This window comes from Rhodococcus sp. (in: high G+C Gram-positive bacteria) (assembly GCF_049591685.1).
Lineage (GTDB): Bacteria > Actinomycetota > Actinomycetes > Mycobacteriales > Mycobacteriaceae > Rhodococcoides.
The window spans coordinates 1-18,381 of the sequence record NZ_JBAWFH010000370.1 but is presented as its reverse complement, the minus strand read 5'-3'; the positions used below and the strand labels follow the sequence as shown (position 1 = coordinate 18,381).

Sequence of the window (18,381 nt, the reverse complement as noted above, 5' to 3'; positions counted from 1 at the left end):
CAGTTGGTGGAGGCTCTGGACAACTTGTCGGTCACCGGTAATACGTTGGTCGAGCAGCGTCCGGCGGTCGATACGTTGATCGCGTCTCTGACGGCGACGGGTGCGTCGACGGCGGATTTCCTGGAGGCCAATGCGGAGAACCTGGTGCGCATTTCAGCGGACTCGCGTGAGGCGCTCGAGTTGTTGGCGCAGTACTCTCCGTCGTTCGGATGCACCTTCTCCCAATTTGTTCCCATCGTCGAACGGGCACAGAAAGTCATCGGTGTCGGCGACGAGTACCGAGGCATCAACGTACACATGCCGCTGGTGAATCCTCGGGGCCGCTATCTCCCGAATCAAGACGAACCACGACTGTTCGAGGACCGCGGTCCGCGCTGCTACACGCCGGCGAACACCGAGGCGGGGGAGTTCTTCCCGCAGTACCCGGGCAGGTCGGCCAACGACGGTTCCTATCAACCGCCGTCGAGAAACCCCGGCCCCCAGACCGTTCCGGAGTTGCCTGCGCCGCAGTACTCGGCACCGTTGCAGTCGGCACTGCCGGGTCTCGGGGATGCGCAGCCGGTGAGCTACGAGGGTTCTGAGTTCGAACGTGACACGTTGGCCGTGATCTACGGCGGCGCAACAGGAACAGCCCCGGAGGATGTTCCATCGTGGGTGACATCGGCGGGGGCGCCGGCGCTACGGGGCACCGAAGTGGAAATCGGCCCTCCCGCGAACTGATGGCACGAACGTGGGTCAGCGAGGCGAGATAGGTTGACGCACAACACGGTCGAGCGCTACTTCGGAACGTTGTTCGCGAACGATGGACGACTCGAGCACCGGGATGACGCGAGCCTCGATGGCCGCGTTGTACACGCCCGATGCCTGCCGGGGGTTGGCGTGACCGGTACCGTCCATGCGCACGACCCGCAGTGTACTGTCCGGGCCGCCCACGGAGTCGAACAGGATCCGCTGCGAATAGTCGTTGTCGACAACATGATCTGCCGACGCGTACCTCGGTCGCATCAGCACGATCGTCGGGCGCGGTTGATCGTCGACACTCGAGGAGAGTGCGCCGAGGTTGTCGAGGGCGCCCGACGCCACGATCGTTCGAAACTGAGACTCGATGAACCCGTTGCTCGCGGCCGAAGGATTGAGGATCTTGTCGATCATGACCTGCCTCCAGGCGGCCTGCGCGGCGGCGAGATCGATGCGGGGATACCACGTCGACTCCAGGTCGAGGAACCGGTCTTTGCGCGCCGCCATTTCGACCACTGCGCGTAGGGTCCGGCTCTCGCGGGCTCCGGGAAGCCACCCGATCCATCGCAGCAATTCCTCTCCGGCGTCGCGGCTCTCGTCGCGGACGGCATGGAGATCGAGTGGCGTGCAGTCGAGAACGACTCCGGCGAGCCTGCGATCGCTGTCCTGAAAGATGTGCTGCGCGACCTCGAGGGCGACCACGCCGCCCATACTGTGTCCGACGAGAACGACGTTGTTCACGTTCGCGGCGCGGGCGCGAGCGGCGATCAGTTCGCTGAGAACTCGGGTGTCGAGGCCCCGGTTGTCGTACCTGACCGACCAGACCCTGCCGACAGCCGTGAAGCTCGTCAATGTACGCGCGGTGGGGGCGGCGTCCACGTTCCCGAGTCCGACGAGATCGACCACTGCTGTCGAACTGTTCTCGGGATCTGCAGCGTCGTAGATCTGGTTCACCTGTGGCTGGGTGTCGGCGAGACGACGCTGCTCGGGATGGACGTCCCAGCGCCAGTACAGGCTCGCGACGATCAGTAGAGGTAACAGGCCGAGCCCAACTCGGAGGGCACCCCGCCGAAGTCCACCGAGCACGATCCAATCGTGCCCGAGCCGTGTTTCTGCCAGCCTGGCCTTGCGCCGACCATCGTTCCAGTCCACCGAGCTCCCGGTTGTTCTAGTCGTATCGTCATTTCCTTCCCCCGATCGACGCTACGCGCAACGGGGCGGGGGCGTCGTTCGGTCGAAACCTGCGTGCGGCCATGCGCATCAGACGATGTTGCTGCATCCGACGGTCCATCACGCGCCGACCGGTGCGGGCACCATATAGTGAGCGGATGGCATTCCCCATCCTGATTGCAAAAGCAGTGTCCACGGTCGTCACGGGCGCCGTAGGAGTAGCCGCCTACAACGGCGCCAAGACGCTCATCGCGAAAGCGCCTCTGCGTGAAGCAGCTGTCACCGCAACCGAGTGGAGCCTTCGCGGCGTCAGGAAGGCAGAAGTGGGCGCGGAGTCGGCGCGGCTGAAGGTGTCCGACGTGGTGGCAGAAGCCAAGGAGCGTATCGGCGAAGAGGTGCCGCCTCCCGTGGCCAGCGAAACCGGCCACGGACACAGTCACTGACCGTGACGTCCCTTATCGTCCCCGTTCGGAGTAACGACGGTCCTGCTGATAGCACCGACGTCGCTGTCCGATCGGCTTCCGACGCCAGGGTCCTGTCCGATGCCGCAGGCAGAATTCGCTTTCACGTCCCGTGGTTGCGAGCCAGCTCCGGCCGCGCCGTGGCCGTGGAAGACGCGGTCGACAAGATCCCCGGGGTTCGGGCCGTGCACGCGTACCCCCGGACGGCGTCCGTAGTCGTGTGGATCTCACGCACCCGCATAGACCGGGCAGGTTTGCTGACGGCCATCGAGTCCGGACGCGACGTCGCGTGGTCGGTCGTTCCCGACCGAACCCCGAGGTCGGCGGACATCGCGTCCACCGAAGTACTTCGCATGGCAGTGGGCGGTGCCGCGTTGGTCCTCCTCGGCCTCAGGCGCTACGGGTTCAACCGGCCTCCCGTCCTCGGGCCGACCAGTCGGCTCGTAGCGACCGGTGCGACGGTGTTCACCGGGTACCCGTTCCTGAGGGGAGCACTGCGCTCGCTCGCAGGGAACCGAGGCGCAGGAACGGACGCCCTGGTCTCCGCCGCGACCGTCGCAAGTTTGGTGCTTCGGGAGAACGTCGTCGCACTCACCGTGCTGTGGCTGCTGAACATCGGCGAATACCTTCAAGAACTCACGCTGCGGCGCACCCGACGGGCCATTGCCGATCTGCTCAATGGAACCCAGGACACAGCCTGGATTCGTCTTGTCGACGGCAGCGAAATCTCCGTCGACACCGACACCCTCTCGGTCGGTGACGAGGTCATCGTTCACGACCACGTCGCCGCGCCCGTGGACGGCATCGTCGTCGAGGGCGAGTCCATCGTCGACCAGTCCGCGATCACCGGCGAAACACTGCCGGTCTCGGTGGCGGCAGGTTCGCGGATCCACGCGGGATCCGTCGTGGTTCGGGGGCGCCTCGTCATTCGCGCCACCGCGGTCGGCAACGACACCACGATCGGACGCATCATCGCGCGCGTCGAAGAAGCACAGGAAGACCGAGCGCCGATCCAGACGGTCGGTGAAAACTTCTCCCGCCGTTTCGTCCCGACGTCGTTCCTGCTGTCCGCGCTCACCCTCGTCGTCACCCGGGACGTCCGCAGGGCCATGACGATGCTCCTGGTTGCGTGTCCCTGCGCGGTCGGTCTGTCCACACCCACCGTCATCAGTGCCGCCATCGGCAACGGTGCTCGACGCGGAATCCTCATCAAGGGTGGATCACACCTCGAACTCGCGGGTCGAGTCGATGCCGTGGTGTTCGACAAGACAGGAACGCTGACGGTCGGACGACCGGTCGTGACCAACGTCGTTGCCTTCGCGGACGATTGGCAGCCCGAACAGGTGCTGGCCTACGCAGCGAGCTCGGAGATTCACTCGCGACATCCGTTGGCCGAGGCGGTCATTCGTTCCACCGAGGAACGCCACATCGAAATCCCACCGCACGAGGAGTGCGAGGTGCTCGTCGGGCTCGGCATGCGCACGGTTGCGGACGGACGAACACTTCTGCTGGGCAGCCCATCGCTGCTGCGCAGCGAGAACGTCGCGGTGTCCGACCATGCGGCCGGATGGGTGACAAAATTGCAACAGCAAGCCGAGACGCCGCTACTGCTCGCAGTGGACGGTGAACTCGTTGGGCTGATCAGCCTTCGCGACGAGGTCCGCGCGGAAGCGCTCGAAGTGCTCGCCCGACTGCGCGCCGACGGCGTCGAACGGATCGTCATGCTCACCGGAGACCACGTCGAGACTGCTGCGGCGGTAGCGGCCGAACTCGGGATCGACGAGTGGCGAGCCGAGGTGATGCCCGAGGACAAACTGGCCGTCGTACACGACCTCCAGCAAGAGGGGCACATCGTGGCCATGGTCGGCGACGGCACCAACGACGCGCCCGCCCTCGCCGCCGCAGACATCGGAATCGCGATGGGATTGGCGGGAACGGACGTGGCCGTCGAAACCGCCGACGTCGCGCTGGCCAGCGACGACCTGCGACGCCTCCTGGATGTCCGCGACCTCGGTGGGCACGCCGTGGATGTCATCCGCCAGAACTACGGAATGTCGATCGCGGTCAACGCGATCGGTCTGCTCGTCAGCGCCGCGGGCGGACTGTCACCCGTTCTGGCTGCGATCCTGCACAACGCGTCGTCGGTGGCTGTGGTCGCCAACAGCTCGCGCTTGATCACCTACCAGTTGGAACGAGACTCTCGATAGACCGGAGTCACGGTCGGCGACCCTCGCGCAGTGCCCGCTGCGCAAGATCCCGTAATGGCCCCCTGACGGAGGCGTCGTCGATGCTGTAGGTCGCGGCGTCAACGGACACCGTCCACACGAAACCGTCGCGGTGAGTCGTCAGGGAAGGAGCATCGCGGTACGACGCAAGTAGCGGTCTTGCCTGCTCGACGAGGCGATGCCACTCCTCCAGAGCCGCCTCGTCTTCGATCGCGTCGGTGTCGACCTGCGCGCGGCGGATCATGCCCGCGATGCCGCCCGAGCGAACAACCTCGATCAACATCTCACGTCCTTCGTGCTGCAGACTCCGCGCCCGGCTGACCTTCCGATGCGACACCCACCGTAGTCCAGCCACCGGCGACTGCGCGCCGAACATCCGACTCTGTCCCGAAACGCTCCTCGGCGGCCCTCACGGTAGCGGCGGCGAACCCGGTGAAGTCGATGGTGGACGAGATGGACGGGTCGATCGTGACATCGAACCAGACCTGACCGACGCGTTCCCACGCCGGACCGCCCAGTTCTACGGCTGCCAGCGCGAAAGCGCGATTGGGGATACCCGAATTGATATGCACGCCACCGTTGTCCGCGGTCGTCTCGACGTACCCGGCCATATCGGCAGGTTGCGGATCGCGGCCCAACACGTCGTCGTCGTAGGCGGAACCCGGCTCGATCATCGACCGCAGAGCCCGGCCTTGAACTGCAGGTAAGAACAAACCTTCACCCACGAGCCACGTCGCGTCCTCAGAATTCTGGCTTCGCGAGAATTGATCGACGAGGACCCCGAAGACATCCGACAGTGATTCGTTGAGCGCTCCGGACTGACCGGTGTACTCGAGCTGCGACGCGTACTGGGTGAACCCGTGGGCCAATTCGTGGGCGACAACGCTCAGCGAAGCGGTGAACCGGCCGAAGACCTCGCCGTCGCCGTCACCGAACACCATGCGCTCGCCGTCCCAGAACGCGTTGTCGTAATCGCGGTCGTAGTGCACCGACGCGACGAGTGGGAGGCCGTTGCCGTCCAGGCTGTTTCGTCCGTAGACGTCCCTGAAGAATGCGAACGTGACACCGAGGCCGTCGTAGGCCTCGTCCGCCGCGGCGTCGCCCGTTGCAGGACCGCCCTCGCCTCGAACGAGGACGCCGGGGAGATCCCGCTGGAACTGTGCATCGTGCACCGACCGATTCGGCCTCGTGGGGACCGGACGGGCGCTGGGCGACGCCTCTCGTCGAGCGTGGCCCCGCCCGGCAACCAGTTCACGGTCGGTGGCCAATGTCCTGGCCGCGCTGGACACGGCGTGATCGAGAGCCAATCCTTGATTGCCTTGACTGCCCCGACCTCCGTGCTCGGCTATCCGTTCGAGCAGAAACGGAGGAACAACCGGTCGAAACACGTACTGCGAACGCGAACTACTGGACATGGGTGCCCCTTCCGATCGGTGTCGCCGCGAGCCTAGACGACACCGCCGACACCGCCGGCGAACCCGGCCGCGTAGTCAGGACCCGTCGGCGATCCGTAACCAACCGGACTCCTGCCGGTCTGCCAACAGTTGCGCCACGTCTTCGGCTGCAACGGCTTTCGAGAAGCAATGTCCCTGCCCGTATTCGAACCCGAGCCTCGTGGCACGCTCGAGTCGCGAGCGGTTCTCCAGCCCTTCGAGTACCACACTGTGGCCGAGCTCGCCCGCGAAGTGCACCATCGCGTGCGCCATTGCATCACCGATTTTCGTGTGCAAAGCCGCCGCCACCGAGCGATCCAACTTGAACCCGTCGATCGACATTTGGGTGAGGCGGGGGATAGGCGACCAACCGGAACCCAAATCGTCGAGCATGACGGTGAAGCCCTCGGCTCGCAGTGCGTCGACGATCCGAGCCTCACGCCGCACGCCGATACCGCGTGCGGTCTCGGTGATTTCGAGAACGACCGATTCTGCCGCGACGCTGGAGGCATCGACGGCGCGGACTATGCGCTCGACGCAATCAGGTCGTTCGAGGTGATGACCCGAGATGTTGACCGACAATTTGAGGTCGGGATATTCGACGATCCACTTCCCGAAATCGGACAATGCGCGGTCGAGGATGTGCAGGTCGAGATCGACGATCAGATCCGTGTTCTCCATCTGTTCGATGAAGGCACCGGGAGGAACGAGGCCGCGTGTCGGATGTGCCCAACGAGCCAACGCCTCGAGCGCATGGACGGAACCGGAGCGCAGATCGACGATCGGCTCATACCACGGTGTGATCTGCCCGTCGTCGACCGCAGCCGTCAGCTCGGCCACCGACGCGGATGCCACGGCCACGCGCGTCCGGTCGCGCTGGAAATCGAGGTGTTCTTCCACCATGACGGCCAGTTGCTCGAACAGACGGAATTTGTCCGGGGAGATGACGTGCGGTCGGGTGTCCAACAGGCAGAGAGTGCCGATGGGTACCGACTCGCGGCCGAACAGCGGGATGGCCGCGTACGACCGAAAACCGTTCTTTCGCAACGCCGCGAGAAGTGCGCCGGTGGGCCGACCTGTATCGACGGGGCCTGCCGTTGCTGTGTCTACGTCAACTCTGTCTACGTCGGCTGTGTCTACGTCGGCTGTGTCTACGTCGGCTGTGTCTATGTCGGCTGTGTCTATGTCGGCTGTGTCTACGTCAACTCTGTCTTCGTTCGCGGTGACCGGATGGACGACGTCGGTCTCGTCCACCGTCGCGTCGACCGCGGCGTCCTGAACAATGATCGGACGGCCGGAGTCGACTACTTCGCGGCAGGCCGACCGAGACAGCGGAACAACACCGCCACGGGCATCGTCAGACCCGTACGCAACGAGTGTGTGCTGGTTCTTGTCGTCGAGAATGTTGACCAGCGCAATCGGGTAGCCCAGGGCGTGCGCTGTGACCTCGACGGCGTTTTCGAGTGCTGGGGACACCGCCGCGAAATCCAGGTACTTACGCGCAGACTCGCTTTGTCTTTCGTTCCGCGATCGGAACACTGCGCCTCCATAACCGTGCGGCGCATCGGAGCGCACCTCGTTGTCCCCGACCCCGAAAACGTATCCCGGATCAAGCTCGTTTCGTTACTTACAGCTAGGAACCGCCGTTTCGACAGATCATCGCCGACGGCTCTCATGCCGGCCGCAAACCCTCGTCGCCGTGCAGACCTGGCGGTAGAGTCGAGTCTCTGCGACACCAGCACGCGACTTCAGGAGTAACCGATGTCCGACTTCAACGATCAGGTCATTGCCGAGTTCCGAGCGAACGGCGGCAAAGTCGGCGGGCCGTTCGAGGGAGCGCCCATGCTGCTGCTGCACAGCATCGGCGCCAGGTCTGGAGCCGAACGAATCAGTCCCTTGATGTACCTGCCCGACGGTGACCGCCATGTGATCTTCGCGTCGAAGGCAGGCGCCGATACGAACCCGGACTGGTATCACAACCTGATGAAAGAGCCCCGGACGACGATCGAGGTCGGATCGCAGGTGCTCGAGGTCGTGGCCGAGGAAGTCACCGGCGAAGAACGCGACACGCTGTATCGGCGTCAGGCCGAGCTGTACCCCGGATTTGCGGACTACGAGAAGAAGACGTCGCGGGTGATTCCGGTCGTGGTGCTGTCCACGGCAACGCAGCAGTGAATCCGTTCGACCCGACCCCTTACTCTCGACGGTATGACAGCAGACCTCGAGGGGCGCCTCGAACGACGGTCCATCGAGGTCGCACTCGCCGAATTTCGCGCTGAGGTACTCGATCTCGGCGACCGACGCGCCGCAGCAGTGGCAGTGGCCGTCGGCGGCCCGGAACAGGACCGCCGGATGCTGCTGACGAAAAGGCCGGCGCGGTTGCGAGCGCATCCGGGTCAATTCGCGTTGCCTGGTGGCCGCATCGACCCCGGTGAAACGCCCGAGCAGGGGTGTCTGCGCGAACTCGAAGAGGAGTTGGGACTCCGCGTCGAACCGTCCGCCCTTCTCGGACGCCTGGACGACTACTGCACCAGGTCGGGATACGTCATCACCCCGTTCGTCGTCTGGGTGGGCGACAGGCTCCACGACGTCGTTCCGAACCCGGCCGAGGTCGCCGAAGTGTACGAAGTGACGCCGAACGAACTCGATATCGACGTGCGGTTCGTCGGCATCCCGGAGTCGGACCGCCCCGTCGTACAGTGGCCGTTCCGAGACACCCTTGTGCACGCACCGACCGGAGCGATTGTTCATCAGTTCAGGGAAGTCGTGCTCCACGGTCGGCACACTCGCGTGGCAGACTTCGAACAGCCGGTGTTCGCGTGGCGGTGAGCTCCGATCACGAGTTCGGGGGCCTCCGGACCCCGGCCCGGTCGTCGAGGATGTGGGATCGAGGTGAACGCAGTGAGTGTTCCTGACGCCGCCGACCGATCCATCAGCGATCGGATCGTTACGGTACCCAACCTGCTCAGCCTCGTTCGGCTGCTGCTGATCCCGTTGTTCCTGTATCTACTGCTCGGTCCCCAGTCCGACGGATGGGCGCTGGTCGTTCTCCTCGTGAGCGGTGCGACCGACTGGCTCGACGGCAAGCTCGCCCGGGCGCTCGACCAATCTTCGCAACTCGGGGCCCTGCTCGATCCGCTGGTGGATCGGCTGACGGTGGTATCGACACTCGTGGCGTTCGTAGCCCGGGGAATCATCCCTTGGTGGGTAGCGGCGGTGCTGGTCGTACGTGATGTGATTCTCGCTGTAACCATGCTCGTCTATCGCAGGCGAGGACTGCCGCCGCCCGACGTGATCTACCTCGGCAAAGCGGCCACCTTCGTCGTCATGATCGCCCTTCCCGTTCTACTGGGGTCGACCGGCGAGTCGGACGTCGCGGAAGTGCTGACGCCGATCGGTTACGCACTGCTCACCTGGGGAACGGGTCTGTACTTATGGACCGGAGTGCTCTACACGTATAAATCGGTACTCGTCGCGAGAGCGGTGCCGACCGTGTCGAAAGTCCGCCACGATGCGTGAGCGACGGGTCGTCCGTAACCCCGTTCCGTCCCTCCTGCGTGTGCTCATGTCCGAACACCTCGACCCCGGATACGCAGCGGCGGCAGCTCGGCGACCACGGCGTGGCAGCACGCGCTCGGAATTGTCGATACTCACCGCGGGCGCCGTGCTGGTGGGGTGCGTCTTCGGCGCCGCAATGTCGCACACCGCCGGGGCCGAATCGGATCGGCTCGGTCGGCAGCAGGCGACGCTCGCGAGTGTTCGCGCCGCCGAGTCGAGAATCGCGGCGCTCGACACCGATCGTCGGTCGCTCACGGACGACGTCGACTCCGCGCGCGCGGTGGCCCTGCAGAACGACACCCGAGGTGCGGAGGTGCTCGCTGGATTGCGGCAACTCGAACTGGCGGCAGGGGCCGAGCCGGAGGGGGGCCCCGGCATCGTCGTCACGATCGCCGAGCCGGGAATCCCATCCGATCTGTCCGACGTGTCGCAACCCGCGCGGGGTTCGAGCGACGCAGCCGTACTCGATCGGGACCTTCAGGTCGTGATCAATTCACTGTGGGTCAGTGGAGCTGAAGCGGTGGCCGTCGACGAGGTTCGCATAGGCCCGGGTGTCACCGTTCGCCAAGCCGGTGGAGCCATGCTCGTGGACAACCAGCCTGTTTTCTCTCCGTACACCGTGGCCGCGATCGGCTCACCGAGCCTGCTGCAGACCAGGTTCTCCGTCAGCGACGCGTACCTGCGAATGTCTGCGCTGGCTCAGCTGTACGACGTCGGGTTCGACGTTCGGCCGCAGGATGCGGTGGAGTTACCGGGCTCGGGCGTCCGAGCCATTCGATCGGCCGCCCAGGGAGGCCCCCCGTGACAGAGAGTCGCCACCACCTCAGGGAGGACGACGACCCTCCGGCTCCGGCTGTGGTCGACGCACCGCCCTTGCTCGCAGATGCGACGCCCCCTCGTCGGGGAGGGACTCTGGTTCTGCTGGCCGCGGTCGCGTTGGCCGTGGGCGTGGTCATCGGCACGGTGTCCGGCCCCGAGGTGCCCGTCGGAGTTGCGCCGTATCTGCCCATCGCCGTCGTCGCGGCACTCGACGCTGTGTTCGGCGGCGTCCGCGCGTTCCTGGACGGCATCTTCGATGCCAAGGTCTTCGTGGTGTCGTTCGTCTTCAACGTGCTGGTGGCTGCACTCATCGTGTGGCTGGGAGATCAGCTCGGTGTCGGAACTCAGTTGTCGACTGCCATCGTCGTGGTGCTGGGAATACGCATCTTCGGCAATGCAGCTGCACTACGACGCCGCCTGTTCGGAGCCTGAGCGAGATGAACTCCTCGGACTCCAACAAGCACAGCTCGAGGGCACGTCGACGGCCCAGAGCGATTGTCTTCGGTGCCCTGACGGTGCTACTGATGGCCCTGCTCGGGGTGGGCCTGGTGGTCCAGGTTCGTGTCAACGACAGCAGTGATTCGCTCGACTCGGCGAGGCCTGCGGATCTACTGGTCGTGCTGGACAACGTCGGCAGGCGCGAGGCCGCCCTACGAGACGAAATCTCCGACCTCGAGGACACGCTCTCCACGCTGCAGCGGTCGGACGGCGGGTCCGGGGTCGCGCTGACCGAAGCTCGCCAACGACTCGAGGCGCTCTCGATACAGGTCGGTACGGTTGCCGCGACAGGTCCGGGCGTGGTGGTCACCATCACCGACCCCAGGACCGGGGTCGGATCGGAGATTCTGCTCGACGCGTTGCAAGAACTGAGAGCCGCAGGCGCCGAAGCCGTCCAGGTCGCGGGAGCCGGATCGGAACCGGTGCGCATCGGCGTCGAGTCCTGGATAGCGGGTAAGGCCGGGGGAGTGATCGTGGACGGGCGCGAACTCGCGGCGCCCTATGTCTTCACTGCCATCGGCGATCCACCCACACTCGCGGCAGCCCTCGACATCCCCGGCGGCGTGGTCGACACCGTGGCGCGTAACGGTGGGCGCTGCGACGTGGCACGATCCTCCCAGGTCGACGTGCCCGCCTTGCGGGACCTGCGTTCTCGTCAATACTCTCGGCCCGGAAACTAGCCCCGGATTGTGGCTCTGCCCTCAGCGGACGAGCATCCCCTTCGAAAGGACAGCCGAATTGAGCGTCACCGAGCCCTCCGCGGACCTGCTGTACACCCCGGAACACGAATGGGTGCAGCGTCTCGGACCGACCACGGTTCGCATCGGGATCACCGACTACGCGCAACAGCAGCTCGGTGACGTGGTGTTCGTCCAGCTACCGGCAGTGGGCGACGACGTGACCGCGGGTGCATCGCTTGGCGAGGTGGAGTCCACGAAGAGCGTGTCGGACGTGTTCTCGCCGCTGACGGCCAAAGTGGTTGCCGTCAACGATGATCTGGATTCCGGCCCAGAGAAGGTGAACTCCGGACCGTACACGGAGGGCTGGTTGGTCGAGCTCGAGGTCGAGTCCGCAGAGGCGTTGGACCAGTCGGTGTCACAGATGCTCGACGCCGACGGATATGCTGGAATTACGGCCGGGTAACTTCGCGTGCGCGGACGCGGGCAACTATCTACACGCGCGCCGATACGCAAGGTACGGTCACTGATGTGGGACCGCCGACGAGTCGGTGCCGTTGCCCCGCAGATGTGGCAGATGTGTGATGTGGCGCAGGTCCGCATGAAGTACAGAACGTGCAAGTTAGCTACTGCGTAGCTCGGGTCGTACCAAGCCCGAGTGATCGGACTGAGAAGGAGAAACGGTGAGCGAGAACGACAACGACGGCATCTACGGAGAGTCGCCGGCGGAAACCACTTCGGTTTTCCGTGCGGATTTCCTCCAGGAGTTGGACAACTCGGCGACCAGTCAGAGTTCCGAATCTCCGGTGTCGGGCGTGGAGGGCTTGCCGGTCGGATCGGCACTGCTCGTCGTGAAGCGTGGACCCAATGCCGGCTCGCGGTTCCTTCTCGACCAGCCGACCACGTCGGCAGGACGCCATCCCGACAGCGACATCTTCCTCGACGACGTGACGGTCAGCCGTCGCCACGCCGAGTTCCGTCAGGACGAGGACGAATTTCAGGTCGTCGACGTCGGCAGCCTCAACGGCACGTACGTCAACCGGGAGCCCGTCGACTCGGCGGTTCTCGCGAACGGTGACGAGGTTCAGATCGGCAAGTTCCGTCTTGTGTTCCTCACCGGTCCGCGCGGCGCTGCCGGCTCCCAGGTCGGCGATTCGTCTGCGGGTGCAGGCAGCCAGTGACCGCCGTCGGGCAGCAGTCTCCCGGGGGGATGTCGATAGGCTCCGTCCTGGATCGACTTCGGCCCGACTTTCCCGATGTGACCATTTCGAAGATCAGGTTTCTCGAAGCCGAGGGATTGATCTCGCCGGAACGAACGCCGTCGGGGTATCGACGCTTCTCCGTCGCCGATTGCGAGAGGCTGCGGTACGTCCTCACAGCCCAGCGAGATCAATACCTTCCGCTCAAGGTCATCAAGGAACAGCTCGAGGCCATCGACAGCGGCGTGGCCCGAGTGGAAAGCGCTGATCCGGCTCCTAGGAAGCCCAGGGCGCTGCACGTTGCTCCCGGAGAGGTGTCGCCGGAGGAATTCCTCGCCGACCGTGAAGTCCGAGTCTCCAAATCGGACTTGATGAGCAGTGCCGGTATCGACGACACGTTCATGACGGAACTGGTGCGCGCCGGTCTGCTCGTACCGGGGCAAGCGGGCTTCTACGACGAAGCATCTGTGACCCTCGCTCGGACCGCACATGCGATGTCGCAGTTCGGGCTCGAAGTTCGCCACCTGCGCGCGTTCAAACTCGCAGCCGACCGCGAGGCCGGTCTGGTTGCCCAGATCGCGGGTCCGGTAGCGAAGGGCCGAGACGCCGGAGCCCGAGACCGCGCCGAAGAGATGATTCGCGAGCTCGCCGCATTGTCGTTGACGCTGCACACCTGCCTGGTCAAAGCGGCTGTACGTGGCGCTCTCGACCGGTAGAACATTTTTTTCATCCTTCGCCGGATCCATTCGTCGCGGACACTCGCTCGCCGATTCCAATAGACTCGGTTGCAGTCGACGGACCCGGACCTGCGGCCCGATTTTCAACGCATGTGGGAGGCAGTCACCATGAGTGAGATGCGTGTAGTCGGCATTCGTGTCGAGCAGCCCCAGAATCAGCCGGTGCTACTTCTTCGGGAGTCCGAGGGGGATCGCTACCTGCCGATCTGGATCGGGCAGACGGAAGCCGCCGCTATCGCTTTGGAGCAGCAGGGCGTCCAGCCGGCTCGACCGCTGACGCACGATCTGATCAGAGAGCTGATCAGCGCCCTCGGCCACACCCTCAAAGAAGTTCGGATCGTCGATCTGCAGGAGGGAACGTTTTACGCAGACCTGGTGTTCGACAAGAATATTCGGGTTTCCGCACGGCCGTCGGACTCGGTGGCCATTGCGCTACGGGCGGGTGTTCCGATCATCGCCGAAGAACCGGTTCTCGCCGAAGCTGGGCTACTGCTCCCTGACGAGCGTGAGGATGAGGTCGAGAAGTTCAAGGAGTTCCTCGATTCCGTCTCGCCGGACGATTTCAAGGCCACGGACGGCTGATTCCCATCCTTTCGGTAACGGAAGAGTCTCAACCTCAACTTTAGGTTCAGGTTTACGGCGCGTTGCGTTGAATGTGCTCGCTCGTACCCATAGCGTTCCGGTTGTGAAGCAAGCAGTCGGCGATCGTATGTCGCCGATTCACTCCGGGGCGTAGTCTTGCCTGGTACGCGGAGTGGAACTTCACGCGAGCAGCAGGTCGGGATCAGTCCCGACGGGATCGAGTCATTCGGTCCTGACGCAGTGTCGAGACATCCGAAAAGGGAGCAGTCAGTGGGAGATCAGCCGCAGGAGCGTCACCAGAGTTCAGCGTCAGCTGCGCCGGGGACCACAGGCCCGGCTCCGACGGATGCCGAATCTTCCGTCGAGGATTCGGCCGCTGCTCCGGCACCGCCCGCTGCACCGGCCGGCGAATTCCAGCCGGGGCTCTTCCCAGACGATTCGGTACCCGACGAACTGGTCGGATACCGCGTGCCGAGCGCCTGCCAGATCGCCGGCATCACGTATCGGCAGCTCGACTACTGGGCCCGCACCGGTCTGGTTGTTCCGTCGATCCGCGGCGCCGCGGGGTCCGGCAGCCAACGCCTGTACTCGTTCAAGGACATGCTGGTCCTCAAGATCGTCAAGCGGTTGCTGGACACGGGCATCTCGTTGCAGAACATCCGAGTCGCCGTCGACCATCTGCGCCAACGCGGCGTCGGAGATCTCGCCAACATCACCTTGTTCTCGGACGGCACGACCGTGTACGAGTGCACCTCCGCCGAAGAGGTCGTCGACCTTCTGCAGGGTGGTCAGGGAGTGTTCGGCATCGCAGTGAACGGCGCCATGCGTGAGCTCACCGGTACGATCGCCGATTTCCCTGCCGAGCGCGCCGACGGCGGCCAAGCCGAAACGAGCCCCGAAGACGAACTGGCGTCGCGTCGTAAGAATCGCGCGAGCCGCAAGACCGGCTAGACTTCGTTCCTGTCGCGCCCACGCGGGAGAGTTCCGGGACAGCCAGTTCCGGACGCCGAAGGAGCAATACCTCCCCGTCAATCTCTCAGGCACCCGGACCGTGTGAGCTTCGACGACTCTGGAAAGCGACGGGATCACCCGTCCGCCCAAGGGGAAAAGGCTCCCATCCGTTTCGGACGTGGACGCACGAATCTCTCAGGCGCTCGTTTCGATGAGCATGCGACAGAGGGGGAGGATGGGCCGCGCACCCGGCGTGTGCGGTCGCCCGATCCGTCCGCATGCATCTGGAGCGCCCCGTGACCGAACAATCCACTTCTTCGTCGTTCGCCGATCGCCATATCGGCCCCGACAGCGCGGAATTGACGCGCATCCTCGACCTGGTCGGGGTCTCCTCGCTCGAGGAAATCGCCTCCCGTGCCGTTCCTCGTTCCATTCTCGACGCATCTGTCGACGGCATCGCCGACGGACTGGATACTCTCCCCGAACCGGTCGGCGAACACGAGGCGCTTGCCGAACTGGCAGATCTCGCGTCGCGGAACGTCGTGGCCACCTCCATGATCGGCCTCGGGTACTACGACACGCTCACCCCGCCCGTGCTGGTTCGCGGCATACTCGAGAACCCCGCCTGGTATACCGCGTACACGCCGTATCAGCCGGAGATCAGTCAGGGCCGTCTCGAAGCCCTCCTCAACTTTCAGACCATGGTCTCCGACCTGACCGGCATGGACGTCGCCAATGCGTCGATGCTGGACGAGGCAACCGCAGCAGCCGAGGCGATGACCCTGCTGCGTCGCGCCAACCGGAAATCCGCGTCGGCCAGATTCGTCGTCGACGCCGATGTATTTCCGCAGACGCTGGCTGTCCTCGAAACCCGGGCGCAGCCTCTCGGTATCGACATCGTGCGTGCCGACCTGACCGCGGGCTTGCCGGAGGGCGACTTCTTCGGTGTCCTCGCGCAGGTTCCCGGGGCATCCGGAGTGTTGGTCGATCACAGCGACACCATTATCGCTGCGCACGAGCGCGGTGCACTCGTCGCCGTCGGCGCAGACCTGCTCGCACTGACGGTCGTCACTCCTCCCGGCGAAGTCGGCGCCGACGTGTGTTTCGGCACCACACAACGTTTCGGCGTCCCGATGGGATACGGCGGACCACACGCCGGCTACCTCGCGGTCCGTTCCTCCCATGCTCGGCAGCTACCCGGCCGGCTCGTCGGGGTCTCGGTCGACGCCGACGGAGACCCCGCGTACCGCCTTGCGCTGCAGACCAGGGAGCAGCACATTCGCCGCGAGAAGGCGACGTCGAACATCTGCACGGCGCAGGTTCTGCTCGCAATCGTCGCGGCAATGTACGCGAGCTACCACGGCGCCGAAGGCCTGCGCGCCATCGCACGACGCGTCAACGACCGAGCGCGCGCACTCGCAGACGGTCTCCGCGGTGCAGGAATCGTGCTGGCCGGTGACAACTTCTTCGACACAGTCACCGCCACCGTCCCAGGACGAGCGCGAGTTGTCATCGAAGCAGCCAAGGCGTCGGGAATCAATCTCCGGTTCGTCGACGAAAACACTGTGGGAGTCTCGTGCGACGAAGCGACGACCCCTGGGCACACCGACGCAGTCCTCGCGGCGTTCGAGGCACCACCCAGTCGTGAAGTCTCCTTGGGCAGCAGTGCGCCGAGTCCGTCGATACCGGATGCGCTGTCCCGCACATCCGAGTTCTTGGCGCATCCGGCCTTCACCCGTCATCGCACCGAGACGGCAATGCTGCGATACCTGCGCATGTTGTCCGACAAGGACATCGCGTTGGATCGCAGCATGATTCCGCTCGGCTCGTGCACGATGAAGCTCAACGCCACGGCCGAGATGGAGTCCATCACCTGGCCGCAATTCGCACGGCTACACCCGTTCGCTCCCGACAGCGACACGGCGGGCATCCGCGAGCTCATCGCCGACGTCGAGAAGTGGCTCGTCGACATCACCGGCTACGACGCAGTGAGCCTGCAGCCAAACGCCGGGAGTCAGGGTGAGTATGCGGGACTGCTGGCCATTCGCAACTACCACCTTGCACGCGACGAGGCGCACCGGGACATCTGTCTGATTCCATCCAGCGCCCACGGGACGAATGCAGCCTCGGCCGTGATGGCCGGGATGAAGGTCGTCGTCGTCGGCTGCCGCCCGAACGGTGACGTGGACGTCGACGACCTGAGAGCCAAGATCGGCGATCACGCCGGCACGCTCGCCGCGATCATGATCACCTACCCGTCGACGCACGGCGTGTACGAGCACGAGATCGACGACATCTGCGCTGCGGTGCACGACGCAGGCGGCCAGGTGTACGTCGACGGCGCCAACTTGAACGCCCTTGTCGGAGTGGCTCGGCCGGGTCGCTTCGGCGGGGATGTCAGCCACCTCAATCTGCACAAGACCTTCTGCATCCCGCACGGTGGCGGCGGCCCGGGCGTCGGACCGATCGGCGTTCGTTCGCATCTCGAGCCCTACCTGCCCGGGCATCCTCTGCGAAGCGGACTCGGGGGCGGACCTGCGATTTCGGCCGCGCCGTTCGGCAGTGCGTCCATTCTGCCGATCACCTGGGCGTACGTTCGCATGATGGGCGCGCGCGGTCTGCGTCGCGCCACCCTGACCGCCATCGCATCGGCCAACTACATCGCCCGCAGGCTCGACGAGCACTTTCCGGTCCTCTACACCGGAGACGACGGCATGGTTGCGCACGAGTGCATCCTGGACCTGCGTGGACTCACGAAAAATACCGGCGTCACCGTCGACGATGTGGCAAAACGATTGGCCGATTATGGTTTTCATGCGCCGACGATGAGTTTCCCCGTCGCCGGAACCCTGATGGTCGAACCGACCGAGAGTGAGAACCTCGACGAAATCGATGCGTTCTGCGAGGCGATGATCGCGATCCGCAAGGAAATAGCACGGGTCGGGGCGGGGGAGTGGCCCGCGACGGACAACCCGCTACGCGGAGCGCCGCACACCGCCCGCAGCCTCGTCGGCGAGTGGACTCATCCCTACTCGCGCGAGGAGGCCGTGTTCCCCAAGGTTTCTCACAGCGCGGTTTCTCACAGCGCGGTTTCTCACAACGCGGCAGCGCGGGCCAAGGTGTGGCCCGCCGTCCGACGCATCGACGGTGCCCACGGTGATCGGAACCTGGTGTGCTCCTGCCCTCCGATCGAGGCGTTCAGCTGATTCAGCGCGATTCGAGTTGCAGCATCGAGATTTCCGGCGGTGCTGCCACTCGAACCGGAGGTCCCCACGTACCTGCGCCTCGCGTGGTGTAGATCGTGGTGTTGCCGACGGTGTCCAAGCCTTCGAC

The 18,381-nt window shown here is 64.8% G+C and carries 19 protein-coding genes, 1 pseudogene and 1 riboswitch; of the genes and pseudogenes, 15 read left to right on the top strand and 5 right to left on the bottom strand.

Annotated features, from left to right (window positions below; genetic code table 11):
* On the top strand, nt 1-720 hold a 720-nt coding region (locus WBQ44_RS15460), incomplete at its 5' end, for an MCE family protein (RefSeq protein WP_495567552.1).
* 15 nt (nt 721-735) lie between these two features.
* Here the strand turns inward: WBQ44_RS15460 and WBQ44_RS15455 are convergent.
* Nucleotides 736-1,890 (bottom strand): alpha/beta fold hydrolase, encoded by a 1,155-nt coding sequence (locus WBQ44_RS15455; protein WP_495567551.1) that lies wholly within the window; start codon nt 1,888-1,890, stop codon nt 736-738.
* Between the two features lie 176 nt (nt 1,891-2,066).
* On the opposite strand from WBQ44_RS15455, the gene WBQ44_RS15450 reads away from it, so the two are divergent.
* A complete protein-coding gene (locus WBQ44_RS15450; RefSeq protein WP_495567550.1) occupies nt 2,067-2,351 on the top strand; it encodes a DUF1490 family protein in 285 nt (94 codons plus the stop codon).
* A 92-nt stretch (nt 2,352-2,443) separates the two neighbouring features.
* On the top strand, nt 2,444-4,576 hold the full coding sequence (locus WBQ44_RS15445) for a heavy metal translocating P-type ATPase (protein WP_495567554.1): 2,133 nt from the start codon (nt 2,444-2,446) through the stop codon (nt 4,574-4,576).
* 7 nt (nt 4,577-4,583) lie between these two features.
* Here WBQ44_RS15445 and WBQ44_RS15440 read toward each other — a convergent pair whose 3' ends face one another.
* The 3 genes from WBQ44_RS15440 to WBQ44_RS15430 form a co-directional block, all read right to left on the bottom strand.
* Nucleotides 4,584-4,877, bottom strand: coding sequence for a protealysin inhibitor emfourin (locus tag WBQ44_RS15440; protein ID WP_495567549.1), 294 nt, complete (start codon nt 4,875-4,877; stop codon nt 4,584-4,586).
* Between the two features lies 1 nt (nt 4,878).
* Nucleotides 4,879-6,009 (bottom strand): M4 family metallopeptidase, encoded by a 1,131-nt coding sequence (locus tag WBQ44_RS15435; RefSeq protein WP_495567548.1) that lies wholly within the window; start codon nt 6,007-6,009, stop codon nt 4,879-4,881.
* Between the two features lie 75 nt (nt 6,010-6,084).
* A complete protein-coding gene (locus WBQ44_RS15430) occupies nt 6,085-7,503 on the bottom strand; it encodes an EAL domain-containing protein (protein ID WP_495567547.1) in 1,419 nt (472 codons plus the stop codon).
* A 285-nt stretch (nt 7,504-7,788) separates the two neighbouring features.
* Here WBQ44_RS15430 and WBQ44_RS15425 point away from each other — a divergent pair, with 285 nt between their 5' ends.
* The 12 genes from WBQ44_RS15425 (at nt 7,789) to gcvP (ending at nt 18,254) form a co-directional block, all read left to right on the top strand.
* On the top strand, nt 7,789-8,202 hold the full coding sequence (locus WBQ44_RS15425; protein ID WP_495567546.1) for a nitroreductase family deazaflavin-dependent oxidoreductase: 414 nt from the start codon (nt 7,789-7,791) through the stop codon (nt 8,200-8,202).
* Between the two features lie 33 nt (nt 8,203-8,235).
* Nucleotides 8,236-8,856 carry an NUDIX hydrolase gene (locus WBQ44_RS15420; protein WP_495567545.1) on the top strand — a complete coding sequence of 207 codons (621 nt, stop codon included), beginning with the start codon at nt 8,236-8,238 and terminating at the stop codon, nt 8,854-8,856.
* Nucleotides 8,857-8,928: 72 nt separating this feature from the next.
* Nucleotides 8,929-9,546, top strand: coding sequence for a CDP-alcohol phosphatidyltransferase family protein (locus WBQ44_RS15415; RefSeq protein WP_495567544.1), 618 nt, complete (start codon nt 8,929-8,931; stop codon nt 9,544-9,546).
* On the top strand, nt 9,539-10,390 hold the full coding sequence (locus WBQ44_RS15410; RefSeq protein WP_495567543.1) for a DUF881 domain-containing protein: 852 nt from the start codon (nt 9,539-9,541) through the stop codon (nt 10,388-10,390). The genes WBQ44_RS15415 and WBQ44_RS15410 overlap by 8 nt, the downstream gene beginning before the upstream one ends.
* Nucleotides 10,391-10,497: 107 nt before the next feature.
* Nucleotides 10,498-10,836, top strand: coding sequence for a small basic family protein (locus tag WBQ44_RS15405; RefSeq protein WP_495567553.1), 339 nt, complete (start codon nt 10,498-10,500; stop codon nt 10,834-10,836).
* Nucleotides 10,837-10,841: 5 nt separating this feature from the next.
* A complete protein-coding gene (locus WBQ44_RS15400; RefSeq protein ID WP_495567542.1) occupies nt 10,842-11,582 on the top strand; it encodes a DUF881 domain-containing protein in 741 nt (246 codons plus the stop codon).
* A 58-nt stretch (nt 11,583-11,640) separates the two neighbouring features.
* Complete coding sequence (gene gcvH / locus WBQ44_RS15395; protein ID WP_495567541.1) at nt 11,641-12,045, top strand: glycine cleavage system protein GcvH; 405 nt, start codon at nt 11,641-11,643, stop codon at nt 12,043-12,045.
* Between the two features lie 217 nt (nt 12,046-12,262).
* Nucleotides 12,263-12,760, top strand: coding sequence for an oxoglutarate dehydrogenase inhibitor Odhl (odhI, locus tag WBQ44_RS15390; RefSeq protein WP_495567540.1), 498 nt, complete (start codon nt 12,263-12,265; stop codon nt 12,758-12,760).
* Nucleotides 12,757-13,494 (top strand): transcriptional regulator FtsR, encoded by a 738-nt coding sequence (gene ftsR / locus WBQ44_RS15385; protein ID WP_495567539.1) that lies wholly within the window; start codon nt 12,757-12,759, stop codon nt 13,492-13,494. Before odhI ends, ftsR begins: the two co-directional genes overlap by 4 nt.
* A gap of 129 nt (nt 13,495-13,623) precedes the next feature.
* The gene (locus WBQ44_RS15380; protein ID WP_495567538.1) at nt 13,624-14,097 is read left to right on the top strand and encodes a bifunctional nuclease family protein; all 474 of its coding nucleotides are present in this window, start codon (nt 13,624-13,626) and stop codon (nt 14,095-14,097) included.
* 270 nt (nt 14,098-14,367) lie between these two features.
* Nucleotides 14,368-15,048 (top strand): MerR family transcriptional regulator, encoded by a 681-nt coding sequence (locus tag WBQ44_RS15375; RefSeq protein WP_495567537.1) that lies wholly within the window; start codon nt 14,368-14,370, stop codon nt 15,046-15,048.
* A gap of 13 nt (nt 15,049-15,061) precedes the next feature.
* A riboswitch (glycine riboswitch) is annotated at nt 15,062-15,159 on the top strand.
* A gap of 167 nt (nt 15,160-15,326) precedes the next feature.
* Nucleotides 15,327-18,254 carry an aminomethyl-transferring glycine dehydrogenase gene (gcvP, locus tag WBQ44_RS15370; protein WP_495567536.1) on the top strand — a complete coding sequence of 976 codons (2,928 nt, stop codon included), beginning with the start codon at nt 15,327-15,329 and terminating at the stop codon, nt 18,252-18,254.
* 1 nt (nt 18,255) lies between these two features.
* Here gcvP and WBQ44_RS15365 read toward each other — a convergent pair.
* Nucleotides 18,256-18,381, bottom strand: a pseudogene (locus WBQ44_RS15365) (metallophosphoesterase); the annotation flags it as partial.